The sequence below is a fragment of the Mycobacterium sp. AT1 genome, from assembly GCF_002043095.1.
Lineage (GTDB): Bacteria > Actinomycetota > Actinomycetes > Mycobacteriales > Mycobacteriaceae > Mycobacterium.
Map to the genome: position 1 here is coordinate 84,268 of NZ_MVOC01000076.1, position 20,996 is coordinate 105,263.

Genomic DNA, 20,996 nt, shown 5'->3' on the forward strand with positions numbered 1-20,996 from the left:
AACCGCTTACGGCTGCGGCACGGCGGCCAGCAACTTCTCTGTGTATTCGTGCTGCGGGTTCGCGAAGATCTCGGCGGCGTCGCCGGACTCGACGATCGACCCGTTGAACATCACCACCAGCCGATCGGCAAGATGCTTGACCACCGACAGGTCGTGTGAGACGAAGAGATACGACAATCCGAACCTCTCCTGCAGATCCAGCAGCAGGTTGACGATGCCTGCCTGGATCGAAACGTCCAGGGCGGAGACCGGTTCGTCGAGCGCCAGGATCTTCGGTTGCAGCGCCAACGCGCGGGCGATGCCGATGCGCTGCTTCTGGCCGCCGGAGAATTCGGCGGGGTACCTACCGGCGTCTTCGCGTCGTAGCCCGACGGTGCTCAACAGCTCGGCGACGCGCTCGTCCACGTGCTTCTTGTCGAAGCCGTTGGCGGTCAACGGTTCCGCCAACGCGTCGAAGACGGGCAGTCGTGGATCGAGGGAGGCGACGGGATCTTGGAACACCACCTGCAGATCGCCCCGCAATGCCCGCCGCGATTGCCGGTCAAGGGTGGCGACGTCCTGACCGAGGACTTCGATGGAACCACCCTGTGGCGCAGTGAGTTCCAGAACCTGGTGCAACGTGGTCGACTTCCCGGACCCGGATTCACCGACGATGCCAAGGGTTTGGCCCTGACGCAGTTCGAAGCTGATGCCGTCGACGGCCCGCACCTCACCGATCCGGCGTCGGAACACCGAGCCCTTGGTCAGGGTGAACGTCTTGACGAGGTTCTCGACGCGGAGCACGACGGGTGCGTCGGGATCGGCCGCCGCGTCGACCGGCGCCGTCGAGACGCCGTAGACGTCGGCGGCCGAGCGGCCCGCGACGTCCTCGGTGCGGATGCACGCCGCCGTGTGGTCGGGGGCGACGGAGACGAGCTCGGGTTCGGCGGAGAGGCAGTCGTCGACGACCATCGGACACCGCGGCGCGAACGGGCAGCCAGGGGGGAGCGCCGCCATCGACGGTGGCGCACCGGGAATCGGCACCAGCCGCGATCCCTGCGCGGCGTCGAGGCGGGGCACCGAACCCAACAGTCCGACGGTGTACGGCATGACCCGGCTGCGGGCCAGGTCGGCCACCGGTGCCGTCTCCACGGCCCTGCCCGCGTACATCACCAGCGCGCGGTCGGCGAACTCCGACACCACGCCAAGGTCGTGGGTGATGATCAGCACGCCTGCGCCCGTCACGTCGCGGGCCGTGCGCAGCACGTCGAGGATCTGGGCCTGGACGGTGACGTCGAGCGCCGTCGTCGGCTCGTCGCAGATGATGAGGTCCGGGTCGTTGGCGATCGCGATCGCGATCACCACGCGTTGCCGCTCGCCGCCGGACAACTCGTGGGGGAAGGACTTGGCGCGTCGTTCGGGCTGCGATATCCCCACCAGCTCGAGCAGCTCGACGGCCCGTGTCGCGGCGGCCGCGCGGCCAATGCCGCGCTGGTGCACGCGAAGTGCTTCGGCGATCTGCTGGCCGACGGGGTAGACGGGGGTGAGTGCCGACATCGGATCTTGGAAGACGGTGCCGACGACCCGGCCCCGAATGCGTGACATCCGTTGGTCGTCGAGCCCGATGAGTTCGTCACCCTGCAGGCGCACCGATCCGGAGACCTGCGCGTACTCCGGAAGCAGGCCGACGACCGCCATCGCCGTCGCCGACTTGCCTGCGCCGGACTCGCCGACGAGCGCGACGACCTCGCGGGGTTTGACGTCGAACGTCATGCCGCGCACGGCCGCGACGTCTTCGGCGTCGGTGGTGAAGCCGACGCGCAGGTCCGTCACCTGGAGCAGTTCGGTCATTTGCGCCGCCGCCGACGGGGTTTCGCGCTCGGGTCGATCGCGTCCCGCAGTCCGTCGCCGATGACGTTGGCGCACAGCACGATCAGCACCAGGATGCCCGCCGGAAACAGGAACACCCATGGGAACGTGGTCACCGAGGGGGTGCCGTCGGCGATCAGCGTTCCCAACGAGACGTCGGGCGGCTGGATGCCGAAACCGAGGAACGACAGTCCGGTCTCGGCGAGAATCGCGACGCCCACGTTGAGCGTGGTGTCGATGATGAGGATGGATGCGACGTTCGGCAGCACGTGGCGCACGATGATCCGCCGATTCGACACACCCATGTACCTTGCCGCGGTGACGAATTCGCGCTCGCGAAGGCTCATCGTCATCCCGCGCACGATGCGCGCGCTGATCATCCAGCTGAACGCCGCCAGCAGCAGGATCAGCGACACGATCCGGCCCGACTGCCCCAGGCGTGGGGTGACGATGGCGATGAGGATGAAGCTCGGCACCACCAGGAGTAGGTCGACCACCCACATCGCCGTGCGGTCCCGCCAGCCGCCGAAGTAGCCGGCGACCGCGCCGACGGTGGCCGCGATGATCGTCGAGAGAAACGCCACGCAAACACCGATCAACAGGGACTTCTGCATGCCGCGCAGCGTCTGAGCCAACAGGTCCTGGCCGAGGCCGTTCGTGCCGAACCAGTGGCTGGGGCTTGGCGGCTGTTGCAGTGCGAGGAAGTCCAGATCGGTGTAGCTCCAGGGCAGGAATGGCGGCAGCGCGTAACAGCCGACGAGCATCACCGTCAGGACGGCAAGGGCCGCCACGGCGAGGCGGTTGCCGAGGAAGCGGCGCGTCGTCAGCGTGCGTCGGGAGGCGAATGCGCCTGCGTCCATGCCTGATTGCGCAGTGGACGACGCTTCCGTCGTGACCGGTTCGGTCATCTCAGGCCACCCTCACCCTCGGGTCCAGCGCGGCGTAGATGACGTCGGACAGCAGGCCGGCAAGCAGAATGGTCGCTCCCGTGAAGACCGTGATCGCGGCGACGATGTTGGTGTCCTGAGTGGCGATGCCCTGAACCACCCACTCGCCCATGCCGTGCCAGCCGAAGATCTTCTCGACGAACACGGCGCCGGTGACCAATCCGCCGACGCCGTAGGCGAACAGGGTGGCCATCGGGATGAGCGCGGTGCGCAGGCCGTGTTTGAACAAGGCCTGCCGTCGAGTCAGCCCCTTGGCGCGGGCCGTGCGGATGAAGTCTTGGCCCAACACGTCGAGCATGGCGTTGCGTTGATAGCGACTGAAGCCGGCGATGGAGAACAACGCCAGGGTGGCGGTCGGAAGGACGAGGTGCTGAAGGCGGTCGACGAACTGCCCCCAGGCGCCGCCCGCCGTCGTGCCGGACGTCTCACCGGTGTATTCGAACAGGTTGAACCCCAGTGCCGTGTTGGCGCGCAACGCCCCGAGGATCAACAGGTTCGCGACGACGAACGTGGGCATGCTGATCAACAGCAGGGACAGCACCGTGATCACGCGGTCGGAGACGCGGTACTGCCGAACGGCGCCCCACGCCCCGACCACCACCCCGATCAGGGTGCCGAGCACCGAGCCGAGGAACACCAGCCGCAGGCTGACGCCGATGCGCCGCCACAGCTCGTCGGACACCGGTTGTCCTGCGACGGTCGTGCCGAAGTCGCCGTGCGCCGCGTCGGACACCCAGTGGACGTAGCGCAGCGGGATTGGCTTGTCGAGTGAGAGCTCGGCGGCCTTGGCGTCGATGACGGATTGAGGCGGCCTGGGGTTGCGGCCTTCGAGGCTGTCGAGCGGTTTGAACGACCATGACGCCAGCGCGAAGGTCAGGAATGACGCCAGGGTCAGGAGCACGACGTAGTTCAGCGCCCGGCGGGCGAGGAAACGCGTCATGACGCGCCCGTCGGAAACTGCATGGCCACAGGGTAGGAGATGAACGCCCAATTGCCGCCCTCCGGCCCACGGAAGTCTTGACTGGGAATGCGCTTCGTGTTTGATGCGCGTCTGCTGCGGTTATCCGACGTACAGCGGGGGCCGGCCGGGCTCCCGGGTAAGCCCGAACAGCCCCGAATGGGAGGGACCACCATGAACGGCAAGACTATGAAGGTGATGGCCGCGAGCGTCGGTGCTGGCGCGCTGATTGCGGGTGGCGCGTTGACAGTGGCCACGACGAGTGCGGCGGAGCCGGCGACCCCGGGCCCCGTACCCACCGAAGAAGCCACGATGGGCGAGACGACGACGGAGACGACGGCGCCCGAGACGCCGACGACGTCGTCCGCAGTACCCGAGATCGAGGGCCCCGCGGAACTTCCGCCGGAACAGGACGACGCGCTCTAAGCGCTCAGCTACCCGGCGACAGGGGAGGCCCCATGGTGGACACCGTGGCGGTCTCCCCTTTTCGTGTGGCCGTGATGACAACCGTGTCGCCGACGGCGAACGGCGGTGCGCTGGCACCCTCGACTTCGTGGATGACGTAGGTCTGAGCGAAGCCGTCGGCGCTGCGGGTCGTCACCGAGGTCGGCGAAATCGCGGTGATCTTGCCGGTTTGGGTGATCCGAGTTTCGAACGCGCCGTTCTCGGCAACCACGTACTCGCCGTGCAGCGAGAGTGGTTCGGAATTGGAGCGATGGGCCGCGGGCGGCGGTCCGCCGAAGCCGCCGAACCCGCCCGAGTTGGGGTGGTATCCCGTCTCGGTCGCCGCGGCGATGGCCGCTCCACCGACCCCTGCCACGGCGGTCGCCACCGCAACGGCGCCGATCGTCTTGCGCATGCCCCAGGTGTTCACGAGAACCACTCTGCCGGTCCAAGCTATGCGCCAGCTGTGCAGCCCATTTCACAGCTCGCGCATAGGGTGGGCACAGGACGTGCCCATCGCACCGGCCGACAATGAGGACGATGACCACCATGAACGGCGCCGACCGCGAACATGCCGATCCCGCGCGGCTGGTCATGCGCAGGTCCGACGGCAAGCCGATCAACGTGCTGGTGGTCGACGACGAGCCGGTGCTCGCCGAACTCGTGTCGATGGCGTTGCGCTACGAGGGCTGGGACATCTCGACGGCAGGCGACGGAGAAACGGCGATCGCCTTGGCACGCGAGAACCCGCCCGACGTCGTCGTGCTCGACGTGATGCTGCCCGACATGAGCGGTCTTGACGTGCTGCACGAGCTGCGCGCCCAGATTCCCGGACTCCCGTTGCTGCTGTTGACGGCGAAGGACTCGGTCGAGGACCGCATCGCAGGCCTTACCGCCGGCGGCGACGACTACGTCACCAAGCCATTCAGCCTCGAAGAGGTCGTGCTGCGGCTGCGCGCGCTGCTCAGGCGCACCGGGGTGGCCGACGAGACGGGCGGCGCCCAGATCGTGGTCGGCGATCTGGTGCTCGACGAGGACAGTCACGAGGTCACCCGCGCGGGCGAGCCGATTACGTTGACGGCCACCGAGTTCGAGCTGTTGCGGTTCATGATGCGCAACGCCAAGCGGGTTCTGAGCAAGGCGCAGATCCTCGACAGGGTGTGGAGCTACGACTTCGGTGGCCGCTCCAACATCGTCGAGTTGTACGTGTCCTACCTTCGCAAGAAGATCGACAGCGGCCGTGAGCCGATGATTCACACGTTGCGCGGCGCTGGGTACGTGCTCAAGCCACCGCGATGAGTCGGGACGCTGGCGACTCGGGGTCGCACAGTCGGATCCTGTCGCCGCGCACGTGGTCGCTCCGCATGCGGCTGCTCCTTACCCAGGTGGTGTTGCTCGCGGCGGTGTGCGCGAGCATCGGTATCGCGACCGAGTTTGCGCTGCAACGCTTTTTGGTGCGTCAGCTCGACAATCAGGTGGTCGAGGCGGGGAAGCGCTCGGCGGCCATCTTCGAGCTCCCGCCGCCGATGTTTCGACCGCCCCCCGACTGGGCGGAGGACTCTGACCGGGGGCGTGACTCCATTCCGTCCCGCTATCGCTTCTTCGACCCGGAGGCAGGCCCAGGCCCCGGTTTTCTGAACGCGCCAGGGCAAGCCACGCAGACCGTGGGAGCCGTCGTGTCCCCGTCCGGGGCGGTCGACGCCGGCGTCATCACCAGCGACGGAGGCCGGGCGGAGATCAGCGCCGCCGCGGCCGCGGCGCTGGCGAAGGTGCCGCCGACCCGCACTCCGGTCACGATCGAACTCAACGGCTTGGGTCGGTATCGGGTGATTGCGCTGCATGCCCGCCACGGTGACGAAACGATCGTGACGGGATTGCCGACCGCTGTCGTGGACGACACCTTGCTGTGGGTCGTCGGGATGTTCTGCGTCCTCGCGGTGATCGCACTGATCGGCGCCGCCACCGCCGGTCTGCTCGTCATCCGGCGGCAACTCGCGCCGCTGTCGAGGGTCACCTCCGCCGCCAGAGACGTCGCGACCCTCGAGCTCGACAAGGGTGAGGTCAACCTGCCCAGTCGCATCGTCGAGGTCGACCCGAAGGGCGTCAACACCGAGGTGGGCCAGCTCGGGACGGCGCTGAACACGATGCTCGACCGCGTCGCCGGGGCGTTGTCCGCGCGCCATGCCAGCGAGACGCGTGTGCGTCAGTTCGTCGCCGACGCGAGCCACGAGTTGCGCACTCCGCTCGCCGCGATCCGCGGCTATACCGAACTGGCGCAACGGAAGAGCCGCGAGCTGCCCGCCGACGTCGCCCATGCGATGAATCGGGTGGAGTCCGAGACCGGACGCATGACGCACCTCGTCGAGGACTTGCTGTTGCTCGCCCGGCTGGACTCGGGACGGGCCTTGGTGCGCGAACCGGTCGACGTAACGAGGCTCGTCGTCGACGCGGTGAGCGACGCCCACATTGCGGGTCTCGACCATGATTGGGCGCTCGACCTCCCCGAGGAGCCGGTCGTCGTGGTCGGTGACGAGGCGCGGCTGCAGCAGGTGCTGGTCAACCTGTTGGCCAACGCCAGGATTCACACCCCCGCGGGAACCGCGGTCACCACGTCACTGTCCCAGGAGGGTGGCACGGCGGTGCTGACCGTGGCCGACGACGGCCCAGGAATCGCCGCCGATTTGCTGCCGGAGATCTTCGAGAGGTTTGCAAGGGGTGACTCGTCGCGGTCGCGGCGCACGGGAGCCCCCGCCGCGAGCGGCAGCACCGGTCTCGGCCTTGCCATCGTCGCCGCGGTGGTCAAGGCGCACGACGGGACGATCGAGGTCCGAAGCGAGCCCGGCCAAACGGAATTCGTCGTCCGCCTCCCCGTTCCCCCCGACAGTTCACAGCCTACGTACAGGCCGAACCAATCGCCCGCATAGCCGACTCACCGAAGATCGATGGAGTGACCGCCGTTCTCACGCGCCCTGCGCACGCCGACGACGGCGCCACCGAACCCGACGACCTGCGCCGTCAGCGCCTCACGGTCGGTGAGCGGGTGGCGCTCGGCGTCCTGCTGGTGACCACGGCGGTGCTCTACCTGTGGAATCTGTCAGTCAACGAGTGGGCCAACGGCTTCTACTCGGCGGCCGTGCAGGCGGGCGCGGAGAACTGGACGGCGATGCTGTTCGGCTCCAGTGACGCGGGAAACGCGATCACCGTCGACAAGACACCCGCCGCGCTGTGGGTGATGGACGTGTCGGTCCGGCTGTTCGGGTTCAACTCGTGGAGCGTGTTGGTGCCGCAGGCGCTGGAGGGGGTGGCTGCGGTCGCGCTGCTATACGCCGCGGTCCGCCGCGCGGCCGGTCCGTCGGCCGCGTTGCTCGCCGGTGCGGTGTTCGCGCTGACACCCGTCGCGGCGCTGATGTTCCGGTTCAACAACCCCGATTCCCTGCTGGTGCTCGCCCTGGTGGCCGCCGCGTACTGCGTGCAACGCGCCTGTGAGCGGGATGCGAACCGCTGGTGGATGATTGCCGCCGGGGCGGCGGTCGGCGTCGGATTCCTGGCCAAGATGATGCAGGCCTTCCTGGTGCTGCCGGCCTTCGGCATCGCCTACCTCGTCGCCGCGGCCGTGCCACTGCGCACGCGGTTGACCAGGTCAGCCGCTGCGGTCGCGGCGTTGGTGGTCAGCGGCGGCTGGTACCTGCTGCTCGTCGAGCTGTGGCCGGCGTCCTCACGCCCGTACATCGGTGGGTCGCAGGACGACAGCATCGTCGAACTGGCGTTGGGCTACAACGGAATCGGCAGGCTCACCGGCGAGGAGACCGGCGGCCTGGGCAACATGAACTTCGACGTCGGCTGGGGCAGGCTGTTCGGCGCCTCGATGGGCACCTACAGCGCCTGGCTGATCCCCGCCGCGCTCATCTGTCTCGCCGCCGGGGTGCTCATCACTCGCCGTGCTCCCCGGACCGATCCGGCACGTGCGGGCCTGATCATCTGGGGTGGCTGGCTGGTGGTCACCGCCGTGGTCTTCAGCTACGCCAACGGCATCCTGCACCAGTACTACACGGTCGCCCTCGCGCCTGCGATCGGCGGGTGCATCGGGATCGGTGCAGTGTTGCTGTGGCGCAACAGGTCCGACGTGCGCTCCACCGTCGCGATGGCTGGCACCACCCTGGTGACGGTCATCCTCGCCGCGGTGCTGCTCGCTCGTCGCCACGACTGGCTGCCCTGGCTCGGCACGGCGGTTGCCGTCGCTGGCGTCGCCGCCGCGGTACTACTTCTGGTCGTGAGCCGGCTCCCGCGTCGTGTCGCCAGCGGCGTGGCCGCGCTTGCCGTCCTGGCCTGCCTGGCCGCACCGACCGCCTACGCGCTTGCCACGGTCGCCACCCCACACACCGGAGCGATCCCGTCGGTCGGGCCGGCGCGTGCCCACGGTTCGTTCGGCGGCCCCGGGGGTCCCGGCGGCGGCTTCCTCGACATTCCCAAGCCTGGACCGGGGCTGACGGCTCTGCTGTCCGACGGCGCCGACGGTTTTCGGTGGACGGCCGCCGTGGTGGGTTCGAGCAACGCGGCGGGCTACCAGTTGGCCGCAGATGCGCCGGTGATGGCCGTCGGAGGGTTCAACGGCACCGATCCCGCCCCGACGCTCGCCGAGTTTCAACGCGACGTGGCCGACGGTCGAATCCACTACTTCCTTCGCGCGCACTCGATGTTCGGCATGCCGGTGGGCCGCGGTACGACTGGCAGTCGGGAAGCCGCGGACATCGGCGAATGGGTCGAGGCGCACTACTCACCGATGACGGTCGACGGCGTCGTCCTCTACGACCTGACCGAGGTGCCCAATCACTCATAGCCGACGCATAGCTCGCGCAAACAGTCACCACGAGCAGCCGAACGACGATGGAGACATGACGGACATTCAGGAAGCCGACCTCACGGAGGTCGCGATGGTTCCCAGGGCCACGGCGTTCGGATCGCGGCCGAATGCCGCGCAGGAGGCCCGCCGGCTCGGCGTTCCGGTGCTCGACGTCGTGATCCCGGTCTACAACGAGCAGGCCGCGCTCGCCGACTCGGTGCGCAGGCTGCACCGCTACCTGAGCGAGAGCTTCCCGTACCAGGTGCGGATCACCATCGCCGACAACGCCAGCATCGACGAGACCCCCCGCATCGCCGCGGAGTTGGCGGAGGAACTCGACGGCGTCCGCGCGGTGCGGTTGGAGGAGAAGGGCCGCGGCCGCGCACTGCACCACGTCTGGTCGCACTCCGACGCCATGGTGCTGGCCTACATGGACGTCGACCTGTCGACGGACCTGGCTGCGGTAAGCCCGCTCGTCGCCCCGCTCATCTCCGGGCACTCGGATCTGTCGATCGGCACCCGGCTCGGTCGCGGGTCACGCGTCGTGCGCGGGCCCAAGCGCGAGTTCATCTCGCGCTGCTACAACCTGATCCTGAGGTCGACGCTGCACGCTCGGTTCTCCGACGCTCAGTGTGGATTCAAGGCGATTCGCGCCGACGTCGCGCACCGGTTGCTGCCGCACGTCGCCGACACCGGCTGGTTCTTCGACACCGAACTGCTGGTGCTGGCGGAGCGCAGCGGCCTGCGCATCCACGAGGTTCCGGTCGACTGGGTCGACGACCCCGACAGCCGGGTGGACATCATCGCGACGGCCACCGCGGACCTGAAGGGCGTGGGCCGGCTGCTGCGAGGCTTCGCCAGCGGTTCGATCCCAGTGAATGCCATTGCGGCGCAACTGGCTCCGTCGCAGTCATCGGCTGCCGCGCCCAATTCGCTGTTCCGCCAGGTGGTGCGGTTCGGTGCGGTCGGCGTGCTGTCGACCGTGGCCTACCTGCTGTTGTTCATGGTGCTTCATCCGTTGATCGGCGCCCAAGTGGCGAACTTCGTGGCGCTGCTGGTGACGGCGATCGCCAACACCGCGGCCAACCGCAGGTTCACGTTCGGCGTCACCAGCAGCGCGACGAAGGCGGCCCGCCACCACGTCGAGGGGCTCATCGTCTTCGGCATCGCCCTGGCGATCACCAGCGGCGCGTTGGCAGGCCTGCACGCCTTCGTCGACCAACCTCACCGCATGCTCGAACTCTCCGTGCTGGTGCTGGCCAATTTGTTGGCCACCGCCGTCCGCTTCGTCCTGTTGCGCGGCTGGGTGTTTCACCCCCGCCGGACGCACTGACCCCACTGACAACGAGGATTTCACCGTGACACTCACTGCCGAAGACGTGCAACCGGACGTCGTCGTCCACGAATCGGCTGCGGCCGATCCGCGCTGGACGCGCCCCGCGTTCTGGGCGCTGCTGGTGGGCACCGGTGTGCTCTACCTGTGGGGCCTCGGTTCGTCGGGCTGGGCCAACAGCTACTACGCCGCCGCCGCTCAAGCCGGCACCCAGGATTGGAAGGCGTGGCTGTTCGGCTCGATGGACGCCGGCAATTCGATCACGGTGGACAAGCCGCCCGCCGCGATGTGGGTAATGGGCTTGTCGGGCAGGCTGTTCGGCTTCAACGAGTTCACCATGCTGCTGCCCGAGGCGTTGATGGGCGTCGGCGCCGTTGCGATGCTGTACCTCACCGTGAAGCGCACCAGCGGGCCGTCCGCGGGCCTGATCGCCGGCCTGGTGCTGGCGCTGACCCCGGTGGCGACACTGATGTTCCGCTACAACAACCCCGACGCGCTGCTGGTGCTGTTGCTGATCGTCGCGGCGTACTGCACCGTGCGGGCCGTCGAGGCGGACACCGTACGCCGGATGACGATGTGGATGGCGTGGACGGGGTGTGCGATCGGCTTCGCCTTTCTGACGAAGATGCTGCAGGCCGTCCTCGTCGTGCCGGGCCTGGCGGTGGCCGTGCTGGTCGCGGCGCCGTTCGGAGTGTGGAAGCGGCTTGGCGCGTTGCTCGTCGGCGGTGCGACGATGATCGTGTCGGCCGGCTGGTACATCGCGATGGTCAGTGTGTGGCCCGCCGATTCCCGGCCCTACATCGCCGGCTCGACCGACAACAGCTTGCTGCAGTTGGCCTTTGGCTACAACGGCATCGAACGCATCGCAGGAAACGAGGGTGGCGGACCCGGTGGCGGAGGCCCAGGACCGGGACACGGACCCGGCGGTGGCGGCATGAACTTGTTCTTCGGCGGCGACCCTGGCATCGGCCGACTGTTTGGCGCTTCGATGGGCGTCGAGGCGTCCTGGCTGTTGCCCGCGGCACTCATCGGTTTGGTCGCAGGACTGTGGCTGACCCTGCGTACACCGCGCGCCGACCGGGTCCGGGCCGGCCTGTTGCTCTGGGGCGGTTGGCTTCTGGTGACCGGTGTGGTGTTCAGCTTCATGGCGGGCACCGTGCATCCGTACTACAACGTCGCGCTCGCACCCGCGGTCGCCGCGCTGGTGGGCATCGCCATCGCACAGCTCGTCGCGCGTCGCGAATCGTGGCTTCCCCGCGTCGTCCTCGCGGTGATGCTGCTGGCCACCGGGGTGTGGTCCTTCGCGCTGCTGAACCGGACTCCCGAGTGGTGGCCGGCGATCCGCTGGGCCGTGCTCGTCGGTTCGGTGGTGCTGGCGCTGCTGCTCGTCGTCCGGGCACACCGTCTCGGCAAGGCCACCGTGGCCGTCGTGGCGGCGACGGTCGTCGTCGGCCTCGGTGGCCCGGCGGCGTTCTCGATCTACAACGCAGCCAGCGCGCACAACGGTCCCGGCACGATGTCGGGCCCGCAGAAGGCGGGTGGCTTCGGCTTCGGCGGCCCCGGCAAGGGTGCACCCGGCATGCCGGGACGCGCCGACGGCCCACAGTTGGAGGCGCTTCTCAAGAGTGCGGACAATCGTTGGGCCGCAGCGGGTATCGGTTCGATGTCGGTGAGCGATCTAGAGCTCAAGACCGGCACGTCGCTGATGTCCATCGGCGGGTTCGCCGGCGGCGACCCGTCACCGACGCTGGCGCAGTTCCAGCAGTACGTCGCCGACGGACAGGTCCGGTACTTCCTTGCCGACTCGGGCCGCGGCGGCCCCTTCGGGCATCGCGCAGGCGCGGCTGCGGACATCACCGCGTGGGTCGAGAAGACGTTCACCAAGACCGAAGTCGACGGTGCGACGGTCTACGACCTGCAGTCACCGGCATAAGGCCGCTTGGTTCTCGCCGAGTGTGAATCCCCGTCGCGGGATTCACACTCGAGGCCGTGCCGAGGCGTCAGGACAGGAAGCGCTCGGTGTACGGCGCGAAGCGCTCGCGGACGTTCGACTCGTCGAGCCCGAACATCTCGCATGACGTCGCCACCCGACCGAGTCGATTGCGTTGGTGGCCAGCGAGATACTCCGTCACCGCCGCCCGCGAGACGTCGGTCACCGGCTCACCGGCCAAGGCATGGATCCGTTCGGTGACGCCGAGTTCGTCGGCCATGAAGTCGTCGAAGCGCACGTCGACCGAGCGGTCGGGTCCGATGGTCCCGCGGTCGCGCATGAACACCGACAGCATCGAGTCGAGCCGGTCGACCCACGACGCCGCAATGCGCTCGACGGGCACCCGGCTGCGGTGCATGCGCGCCGAGTAGGTCACCATCGCGATCATCGACAGCACCACCGGCAGGGGATCGCGGTGCGTGCACACGACGACGGCGCCAGGGAACACCTTGTCCAACACGGTCAGCTGCTCGAGATGCTGCGGCGACTTGAGCAGCCACCGCCGCCCGCCGCGCAGGAACTGCAGCGCCTTGAGTTGGGTGGCCAGGTATTCGTAGTGCGGTGTCTGATCGTGCGACAGGTAGTGGTCGCGCCAGCGCGGTGCCTCGCAGAGGGTCTCCATCAGCATGGTGGAGACGTCGTTGGCGAGCAGCTGAATCTCTTCGTGTACGTGGTCGGTGGTCATCTCGTGCATGAGGGGGAAGTGCGGCATGACGAGGTTCATCACATCGACGGCCATGTCCATCCGGCTGCGCCGCGGGTCCGGCTCGATGCCGGCCTCGGACGCCAACGGAAACGGTTCGACGCCTTCCCAATACGGCAACGTCCGGAAGGTCGGGCCGGCTCCCAACAGGTTGTGCAGATGTGTCGTGCCCGTGCGGGGGAGGCCCACGATGACGACGGGCGGTTCCAACTCGACGTCGTGGATCTCGGGGTGCCTGGTCAGCAGATCGGTCAGCAACAACCGGTTCTTCAGCACCTGCAGCAACTGGCCGTAGAAGTTGACGACGCCCACTTGGGTGAGGCCGTCGACGTCGCGGACGTCGGCCAGATAGAGCTCGAGACGTTCCCGGTAGTCGTCGGCGCCGAAGTCGTCGAGCCCGGTGTCGGCCATTGCCTTGGCGTGCAGGGCATTCGAGTCAAGGTGACAGACGGGCGCCAAGGACGCGATCATGTCACGCATCCGATCGGCCTCGGGGGTGAATCGCGGCTCGGCGAGGTCGTCGAGATGGACTGTGGCGTCGGTCACACCCATTTATGTTACTGTGCGTTCCGTAATGACGACGGACTTTGGCCGACCGCGCGACCCGCGCATCGTCGGGGCCGTGCTCGAGGCCACGGTGGCGCTCCTCGGGGAGACGGGCTACGTCGAGCTGTCGGTCGACGCGATCGCCAAACGGGCCGGCACCAGCAAGCCGGCCATCTACCGACGCTGGCCAAGCAAGGCGCATCTAGTCCACGAGGCGGTCTTCCCGCTCGGTGAGGCCACCGAACTGCCCGACACCGGCTCCCTGGCAGGCGACGTCCGCGCCATGGTCCGGCGCAGCGCCGACGTGCTTACCACCCCCGCGGCCGGGGCTGCACTCACAGGACTGGTGGGCGAGCTTGCCGCCGACCCGACTCTGCATGCCGCTCTGCTGCAACGCTTCTCGGGAATCCTGTCCCAGGGCTTGGCGGACCGGCTCGCCGACGCCGTCACGCGCGGTGAAGTCCGGCCGGACGCCTCTGCGGACGAACTCGTCGAAGCCGTCGCCGGCATCACCTTCTTTGCGCTGCTCACCCATGGGCCCGCGCTCGACGACGCATGGGTGGACCGAACCGCCACCCTCATCACGAGAGGCATCAGCACATGACCACGCACGAGTCGACCACCGCCTGGCGCGAGCTCTTGGAGACGCTGGGTGGTCTCGACGCCTCGTTCCTCGCAGGCGACCGCGCCGTCGCCGACGACCGGCACGTCGCCGACGGGTACCGCATGTTGGCGACGACGCTCGGAGTCGCGTTCGACACCTACCTGTTCGCCGACCCCAGTCGACCCACCTGGGTGGAGATCAACACGCCCGTTCGGCCCGACCGTCGATGGGGCGGCGACAACACCGACGCCTACTACCTCGTGTGCCCGGTCGACCCGACCCGGCGCTACCGAATCAGCGGCAATCGTGGCGACAGCGTGTACTTCTCGGTGACCGCTTACAACGAGCCGTCGCCGGGCGCCTGGTCGGACAGGATCGTCGCGCTGGTCCGCGACGACGACCTCGAACTGGACGCCGACGGAAACTTCTCCTTCGAGATCGGGCCGACGCCGGACGCGGCGGTGTTGATGACGCGTGACTATCAGGCCGACCCGCGGACCGGCCGACCGGTCGAGTGGCGCATCGAGGCACTCGACGAACCCGACCGCTTCCGTCACGGCGATGCCGAAACCGCGGCAGCGCTGCGGGCCAGTGCGGCCTGGATGCGGACGATGTTCGCGATCGTGCCTCTGGCCGTTGGCATGCGAAACGACGACGCCCGCAGCCTCGGACACGAAACGGCGCATGCGGCAAACGAATTCGCTGAGCCCTATCAGGTGCTCGACGCCAACTTCGGGTGGTCTGCCCGCGATTCCTGCTACTCGTATGGCAGCTTCGTGCTCGCCGACGACGAGGCGCTGGTGATCACTCATCGGCCGCCCGCCTGCCGGTTCTGGAATCTGGTGGTGTGGAACCGGTTCATGGCCACTCCCGGGGTGGCCGACGCGCGCAGTTCGGTCAACGGCCACACCGCGGTGCCCAACGCGGACGGCTCGGTGACCATCGTGGTGTCCAAGGGTGTGACGGCCCATCCGAACTCGCTGACCACCCTGGACTACCCGCTCGGCAACCTGGCGTTCCGGTGGTTCCTGGTGGACGCTGTGCCGGTGCGGCCGGTAGCGCGCCTGGTCAAGGCGTCGGACGCGCCGACGACGGTGGATTAGCGCGTCCTCGTCGTTGACATGCCGCGCGAACGCCGGTTACATTCCTGGGCATGGTTGTAATTCTGGTTAACTTCACCAACTTAGTGGTGAAGGCATGACCGCGGCGCAGGAGCTCGACCGGACGGCGGGCAAGTACGAGCTCAGCCACCTGCGGTCGCTGGAGGCCGAGGCGATTCACATCATTCGTGAGGTCGCCGCCGAGCTCGAGAAGCCGGTCCTGCTGTTCTCTGGCGGCAAGGACTCGATCGTCATGCTTCACCTGGCGCTCAAGGCCTTCCGGCCCGGCCGGCTGCCGTTTCCCGTGATGCACGTCGACACCGGGCACAACTTCGACGAGGTGCTGGCCGTTCGGGACGAACTGGTCGAGAAGTCTGGCGTCCGGCTCGTCGTGGCCAAGGTGCAGGACGACATCGACGCGGGACGGGTCGTCGAGACCATCCCGTCGCGCAACCCGATGCAGACGTTCACGCTGCTGCGGGCGATCCGAGAGAACAAGTTCGACGCCGCCTTCGGGGGAGCGCGTCGCGACGAGGAGAAGGCACGGGCCAAGGAGCGCGTGTTCAGCTTCCGCGACGAGTTCGGACAGTGGGACCCCAAGGCGCAGCGGCCCGAACTGTGGAACCTGTACAACGGTCGCCATCACAAGGGGGAGCACATCAGGGCGTTCCCGATCTCCAACTGGACCGAGTTCGACATCTGGTCCTACATCGGCGCCGAGAAGATCACGCTGCCGTCGATCTACTACGCGCACGAACGTGAAGTCTTCGAGCGCGACGGAATGTTGTTGGCGGTTCACAAGTACCTGCAGCCCCGCAAGGACGAGAAGGTGATCGAGAAGGTCGTGCGATTCCGCACGGTCGGCGACGTCACGTGCACCGGCTGCGTGGAATCCACCGCGCGCACGGTCTCCGAGGTGATCGCCGAGACCGCGGTCTCGCGGCTGACCGAACGTGGTGCCACGCGCGCCGACGACCGGATCTCCGAAGCGGGGATGGAAGACCGCAAGCGCGAGGGCTATTTCTGATGGGGCGAGCGAAGCGACGGGGGAAATAGACATGGCAACGTTGTTGCGTTTGGCCACGGCCGGCTCGGTCGACGACGGAAAGTCCACTCTCATCGGCAGACTGCTGTTCGACAGCAAGGCCGTCATGGAGGACCAGTTGGCCTCTGTGGAGCGGACCTCGAAGGAGCGCGGTCACGACTACACCGACCTCGCGCTGGTGACCGACGGCCTGCGTGCCGAGCGGGAGCAGGGCATCACCATCGACGTCGCGTACCGCTACTTCGCCACGGCCAAGCGGAAATTCATCATCGCCGACACCCCGGGCCACGTGCAGTACACCCGCAACATGGTGACGGGTGCCTCGACCGCGCAGCTGGTCATCGTGCTGGTCGACGCACGGCACGGCCTGCTCGAGCAGTCCCGGCGGCACGCATTCCTGGCGTCCCTGCTCGGCATTCAGCACATCGTGTTGGCGGTCAACAAGATGGACCTGGTCGACTGGAGCCAGGAGCGGTTCGAGAAGATCCGCGACGACTTCCACGAGTTCGCCGCGCGCCTCGACGTGCAGGACGTCACGACCATTCCGCTGTCGGCCCTCAACGGCGACAACGTGGTCACCAAGTCCGACGCCTCGCCCTGGTACGAGGGTCCGGCCCTGCTGAGCCACCTCGAAGAGGTGTACATCGCCGGTGACCGAAATCTGGTCGACGTCCGGTTCCCCGTGCAGTACGTCATCCGGCCGCAGACCCGCGAGCACGCCGACCACCGCAGCTATGCCGGCACCATCGCCAGCGGCGTGATGCGCACGGGTGACGAAGTCGTGGTGCTGCCGGCTGGGAAGACCAGTCGCATCACCGAAATCGAGGGTCCCGCAGGGCCTCTCGACGAGGCGTTCGCCTCGATGGCGGTGTCGATCAGCCTGGCCGACGACATCGACATCTCGCGTGGCGACATGATCGCCAGGCCCAACAACCAGCCGCACGTCACCCAGGACTTCGACGCCACGGTGTGTTGGATGTCCGACGACGCGGCGCTCGAGCCCGGTCGCGACTACGTCATCAAGCACACGACCCGGACGACGCGCGCCAGGGTGACGGCGCTTGACTACCGGCTCGACGTCAACACGCTGCACCGCGACAAGAGCGCAACGGCGTTGAAGATCAACGAACTCGGCCGCGTGACGCTGCGGACACAGGTGCCGCTGCTGCTCGACGAGTACGCCCGCAACGCCGCCATCGGGTCGTTCATCCTGATCGACCCCGACACCAACGGCACGGTGGCCGCGGGCATGGTCCGCGACACCACCCCGGCGGCGACCCGCACGGCCACGCCGAATGCCGTCCGCCATCAGAATCTCGTCACCGCCGAGGACCGGTTGTCGCGGGGGAGCACGGTGTGGTTCACGGGGCTCTCCGGCTCAGGGAAGTCGTCGGTCGCCATGCTGGTCGAACAGAAGCTGCTCGAAAGTGGGCGTCCCGCTTACGTTCTCGATGGTGACAACCTGCGCCACGGGCTCAACGCCGACCTTGGCTTCACGATGGCCGACCGCGCCGAGAACCTGCGGCGGCTGGCGCACATCGCCACGCTGCTGGCCGACTCCGGGCAGATCGTACTGGTGCCTGCGATCAGCCCGCTCGAGGAACACCGGGCGCTGGCCCGCAAGGTTCACGAAGATCAGGGTTACGACTTCTTCGAGGTCTTCTGCGACACCCCGCTGCAGGATTGCGAACGTCGAGACCCCAAGGGGCTCTACGCCAAGGCCCGACGCGGCGAGATCACGCACTTCACCGGGATCGACAGCCCGTACCAGCGGCCCAAGAACCCGGACCTGCGCCTCACGCCGGACTGCGAAGTCACGGAACTGGCGCAGTACGTCGTCGACATGATCGACGCGAAGAAGTGAGCCCTACCGATCACGAGTTGGCTGCACGGCTGGCGACCGAGGCGGGTGAGCTGCTCCTCGGTGTGCGAGCAGAGCTGGCCGACGCCGACGCCGCCGAACGAAAGGACGCCGGGGACAAACGTGCCCATGCCTTTCTGATGACGGCGCTGGCGGCCGAGCGGCCGAATGACGCGGTGCTGTCCGAGGAGGCGACCGCCGAGGAGCGCGCCAACTCCAAGCGCCTCACTGCCGATCGGGTCTGGATCGTCGACCCCCTCGACGGCACCCGGGAATTCGGCGAGCTCGGTCGCGACGACTGGGCAGTGCACGTGGCGCTGTGGCAGTCGGGTGAACTGGTCGCCGGTGCGGTTGCCCTGCCCGCGCAAGGTGTCACGTTGGCGACGCCGAACGTTCCGCCGCCCGCTGCCTCGCCCGGTCCGCCGCGGGTCATCGTGTCCAGGACTCGTCCGCCGGCGATCGCGCTTGCGGTGCGGGAGGCGCTGAACGGCACGTTGGTCGAAATGGGTTCGGCGGGAGCCAAAGTGGCGGCGGTCGTGCAGGGTGTGGCGGACGCCTACGTGCACGCCGGCGGTCAGTACGAGTGGGACTCGGCCGCTCCCGTCGTGGTGGCCCGGGCGGCGGGTCTGTTCACGTCGCGTCTGGACGGATCACCGCTGCAGTACAACCAGGCCGACGTGCTGCTGCCCGACCTGATCGTCTGTCGTCCCGAGCTGGCCGACGCCGTCTTGGCGGTTACCACCGCCAAGGGCTGATCGTTCATCGGCTGTAGTCCGTCTTCAGCATCCACCGGTCCACATGCGCCGTCCGGACGCCGTCACGGTGAAGTGGGTCGGCATTGGCGAGAGTCGTAGCCGCATCGATACTCTCAGCGCGTAGGGCATATAAGCCGTTGCCGGTGTTGTGGAGGTCGCCGTCCACCAGCGGCCCGCCAAACAGTAAGTGGTCCGCGGCGTACTGCTGCTTCAGGAACTCGAGGTGCGCCGGAAGCGTCGTGCGCAACGCCTCAGCCTTACCCTCGTTGAGCTCGGTGCGTACCAGGAAGACGAGCTCGTGGGTGTCATCGGCCGTCGGCATGGTGGTCATTGGGGTGGCTCCTTGTCGTGTTTGGGGTGTCGTCAGAGGTGGGCGGTGCGCTTGGGCGGCGCCAGTTGGGTCTCGCCGTTGAGCGGCTCGCCGCGGAGGTTCCAACTCCACGAGGTCGTCGGGGTGACGCGCAGGTGTGGTTGCTCGCCGTTCACGACCTCGGCGCTGCCGTAGATGCGCAGGAACCGCGGGCTCCATGGTTCCGTGGACACCACGTCGTCGATCACCAGCGCGACGTGGTGGTTCCCCGCCGAGACGTTCTGGTGCCGGCGGGTGGTCGCCGGTTGGAACCCCCCGATGTGGATGTGGGTGCCGTCGAATTCGAACGTCACCGGGACGACGTCGGGCTGACCCTCGCCGTCGACGGTGGCGATCCGGGCCAGTGGCTGCGTCTTCATGTAGTCGATCTCCTCGGGCGTGAAGCTCATCGTGTTCTCCTCGTTCGTGGTCGCTCACTGCGACATCCGTTCAAACCGGGAAGTGCGGTCAGTCATTCCCAATATACTTGCTTGCGTTAGCAAGTATAAATGGTCGACGGCTTGGCGTCTCCTCGTTGCGCGCGCAAGCAACCATGCAGCGCCGTGATCGCGGTGGGGGCAGCTCGGCGATCTATCCTGGAACCGCGGCGCAACACGAGGACGTGCTGCAGGAGAGGAGCGCCGCCGATGGCCGCGAAGCGTGCGGTGGGAACTGCGGGGAGCGACGACGCGCAGCGGTTGCGCGCGGTCGTCGCCCAACTGGACGACGCGGCGATGCTCTGGCAGGACTTCTTGTCCGCCTACCGAACCATCGTCGACGCCATGGCCGACGAGATGATGCGTGACCACGGTCTGCCCCTGGAGTGGTTCGACGTACTGATCCATCTCGCCGACGTGCCGGACGGACGGCTGCGTCAGCGCACACTGCGGGACCGGTTGTTCCTCAGTGAAAGCGGTCTGAGCAGGTTGTTGCTGCGCATGGAGCAGGCGGGGCTCATCGCTCGGAGCACCGCGGGCGACGACAAGCGTGGAGTGGAGATCACGTTGACCACGAAGGGTCGCAGTGCGGTGATCGAGGCTGCCGAGTCACACGTCGACAGGGTGTCGCGACTGTTCACGGGCAAGCTCACCCGCACCGACCTCAACGCGTTGACCCGGATCCTTCCGAAACTTCGAGCGGACGACGGAGACTCGGAGTTGCCACCACACGGGCACCGCTTACGACGCTGATCCCGCACCACCCCGTCGGCGCAGTTTCGAACCCCGAACACGGGGACGGGCCGTCCGCCGGTCGGTAGGTTGATGCGATGAGCAATCCCACCCTGCGCACGCTGTCCGAACTCCCCTCGACGCCGGCATCCCTGGCCGAGTCGACCCTGGTGCTGATCGACTGCCAGAACACCTACACCCAGGGCGTCATGGAACTCGAGGGCGTGCAAGCGGCGCTGGACGAAGCAGCGGCCCTGCTCGATCGTGCGCGGTCGGCCGGGATCCCCGTCATCCATGTCCAGCACTCCGACGGCCCCGGGTCGCTCTACGACATCGAGGGGGAGAGTGGCGCCATCGTCACGCGCGTCGCCCCGCGTGACGGTGAAGCCGTCGTGACGAAGCAGTATCCAAACTCGTTCGTGGAGACCGACTTCGACGACAAGTTGAAGGCAGTCGGCGCCAGCAATCTGGTGATCGCCGGTTTCATGACGCACATGTGCGTCA

General features: G+C 67.6%; 20 protein-coding genes. 13 read left to right on the top strand and 7 right to left on the bottom strand.

What is annotated here, in order from left to right:
* Window positions 1-6: 6 nt before the first annotated feature.
* The 3 genes from B1790_RS30705 to B1790_RS30715 are packed head-to-tail and all read right to left on the bottom strand — an operon-like array spanning window position 7 to window position 3,735.
* Window positions 7-1,830 carry an ABC transporter ATP-binding protein gene (locus tag B1790_RS30705; protein ID WP_079927058.1) on the bottom strand — a complete coding sequence of 608 codons (1,824 nt, stop codon included), beginning with the start codon at window positions 1,828-1,830 and terminating at the stop codon, window positions 7-9.
* Complete coding sequence (locus B1790_RS30710) at window positions 1,827-2,708, bottom strand: ABC transporter permease (RefSeq protein WP_198952165.1); 882 nt, start codon at window positions 2,706-2,708, stop codon at window positions 1,827-1,829. Before B1790_RS30710 ends, B1790_RS30705 begins: the two co-directional genes overlap by 4 nt.
* A 49-nt stretch (window positions 2,709-2,757) precedes the next feature.
* Complete coding sequence (locus B1790_RS30715) at window positions 2,758-3,735, bottom strand: ABC transporter permease (protein WP_079927060.1); 978 nt, start codon at window positions 3,733-3,735, stop codon at window positions 2,758-2,760.
* A gap of 192 nt (window positions 3,736-3,927) precedes the next feature.
* Between B1790_RS30715 and B1790_RS30720 the strand changes: the two genes are divergently transcribed.
* Window positions 3,928-4,179 (top strand): hypothetical protein, encoded by a 252-nt coding sequence (locus B1790_RS30720; RefSeq protein WP_142271585.1) that lies wholly within the window; start codon window positions 3,928-3,930, stop codon window positions 4,177-4,179.
* A 4-nt stretch (window positions 4,180-4,183) separates the two neighbouring features.
* On the opposite strand, the gene B1790_RS30725 is transcribed toward B1790_RS30720, so the two are convergent.
* Window positions 4,184-4,627 (bottom strand): hypothetical protein, encoded by a 444-nt coding sequence (locus B1790_RS30725; RefSeq protein ID WP_233165389.1) that lies wholly within the window; start codon window positions 4,625-4,627, stop codon window positions 4,184-4,186.
* A gap of 164 nt (window positions 4,628-4,791) precedes the next feature.
* On the opposite strand from B1790_RS30725, the gene B1790_RS30730 reads away from it, so the two are divergent.
* The 5 genes from B1790_RS30730 (at window position 4,792) to B1790_RS30750 (ending at window position 12,303) form a co-directional block, all read left to right on the top strand.
* A complete protein-coding gene (locus tag B1790_RS30730) occupies window positions 4,792-5,496 on the top strand; it encodes a response regulator transcription factor (protein WP_056560043.1) in 705 nt (234 codons plus the stop codon).
* A gap of 65 nt (window positions 5,497-5,561) precedes the next feature.
* Window positions 5,562-7,121, top strand: a complete 1,560-nt coding sequence (locus tag B1790_RS30735; RefSeq protein ID WP_369832459.1) for a sensor histidine kinase — start codon at window positions 5,562-5,564, stop codon at window positions 7,119-7,121.
* A gap of 23 nt (window positions 7,122-7,144) precedes the next feature.
* Entirely contained in the window at window positions 7,145-9,034 is a 1,890-nt protein-coding gene (locus tag B1790_RS30740) for a glycosyltransferase family 39 protein (RefSeq protein ID WP_079927063.1), read from the top strand.
* Window positions 9,035-9,089: 55 nt separating this feature from the next.
* Window positions 9,090-10,370, top strand: a complete 1,281-nt coding sequence (locus B1790_RS30745; RefSeq protein WP_079927064.1) for a bifunctional glycosyltransferase family 2/GtrA family protein — start codon at window positions 9,090-9,092, stop codon at window positions 10,368-10,370.
* 25 nt (window positions 10,371-10,395) lie between these two features.
* Entirely contained in the window at window positions 10,396-12,303 is a 1,908-nt protein-coding gene (locus B1790_RS30750; protein WP_079927065.1) for a glycosyltransferase family 39 protein, read from the top strand.
* Window positions 12,304-12,370: 67 nt separating this feature from the next.
* Here the strand turns inward: B1790_RS30750 and B1790_RS30755 are convergent, their stop codons facing one another.
* Window positions 12,371-13,615 carry a sulfotransferase gene (locus tag B1790_RS30755; protein WP_079927066.1) on the bottom strand — a complete coding sequence of 415 codons (1,245 nt, stop codon included), beginning with the start codon at window positions 13,613-13,615 and terminating at the stop codon, window positions 12,371-12,373.
* A gap of 22 nt (window positions 13,616-13,637) precedes the next feature.
* Here B1790_RS30755 and B1790_RS30760 point away from each other — a divergent pair, with 22 nt between their 5' ends.
* The 5 genes from B1790_RS30760 (at window position 13,638) to B1790_RS30780 (ending at window position 18,974) form a co-directional block, all read left to right on the top strand.
* Entirely contained in the window at window positions 13,638-14,213 is a 576-nt protein-coding gene (locus B1790_RS30760) for a TetR/AcrR family transcriptional regulator (RefSeq protein WP_079927067.1), read from the top strand.
* Entirely contained in the window at window positions 14,210-15,316 is a 1,107-nt protein-coding gene (locus B1790_RS30765) for a DUF1214 domain-containing protein (RefSeq protein WP_079927068.1), read from the top strand. Before B1790_RS30760 ends, B1790_RS30765 begins: the two co-directional genes overlap by 4 nt.
* A 94-nt stretch (window positions 15,317-15,410) precedes the next feature.
* Complete coding sequence (gene cysD / locus B1790_RS30770) at window positions 15,411-16,340, top strand: sulfate adenylyltransferase subunit CysD (protein ID WP_056559793.1); 930 nt, start codon at window positions 15,411-15,413, stop codon at window positions 16,338-16,340.
* On the top strand, window positions 16,333-18,222 hold the full coding sequence (gene cysN, locus B1790_RS30775; RefSeq protein ID WP_255407315.1) for a sulfate adenylyltransferase subunit CysN: 1,890 nt from the start codon (window positions 16,333-16,335) through the stop codon (window positions 18,220-18,222). Before cysD ends, cysN begins: the two co-directional genes overlap by 8 nt.
* Window positions 18,219-18,974: a 3'(2'),5'-bisphosphate nucleotidase CysQ gene (locus B1790_RS30780; RefSeq protein ID WP_079927070.1), complete on the top strand. Its 756-nt coding sequence runs from the start codon at window positions 18,219-18,221 to the stop codon at window positions 18,972-18,974. Before cysN ends, B1790_RS30780 begins: the two co-directional genes overlap by 4 nt.
* Before the next feature lie 4 nt (window positions 18,975-18,978).
* Here B1790_RS30780 and B1790_RS30785 read toward each other — a convergent pair whose 3' ends face one another.
* Both B1790_RS30785 and B1790_RS30790 read right to left on the bottom strand, forming a co-directional pair.
* Window positions 18,979-19,305 carry a YciI family protein gene (locus tag B1790_RS30785; RefSeq protein ID WP_079927071.1) on the bottom strand — a complete coding sequence of 109 codons (327 nt, stop codon included), beginning with the start codon at window positions 19,303-19,305 and terminating at the stop codon, window positions 18,979-18,981.
* A gap of 32 nt (window positions 19,306-19,337) precedes the next feature.
* On the bottom strand, window positions 19,338-19,733 hold the full coding sequence (locus B1790_RS30790) for a PPOX class F420-dependent oxidoreductase (RefSeq protein ID WP_079927072.1): 396 nt from the start codon (window positions 19,731-19,733) through the stop codon (window positions 19,338-19,340).
* Window positions 19,734-19,970: 237 nt separating this feature from the next.
* Here B1790_RS30790 and B1790_RS30795 point away from each other — a divergent pair, with 237 nt between their 5' ends.
* Entirely contained in the window at window positions 19,971-20,513 is a 543-nt protein-coding gene (locus tag B1790_RS30795; protein ID WP_158083898.1) for a MarR family winged helix-turn-helix transcriptional regulator, read from the top strand.
* A 77-nt stretch (window positions 20,514-20,590) separates the two neighbouring features.
* Window positions 20,591-20,996: isochorismatase family protein (locus tag B1790_RS30800; protein ID WP_079927074.1), on the top strand; the 406-nt coding region annotated here is incomplete at its 3' end.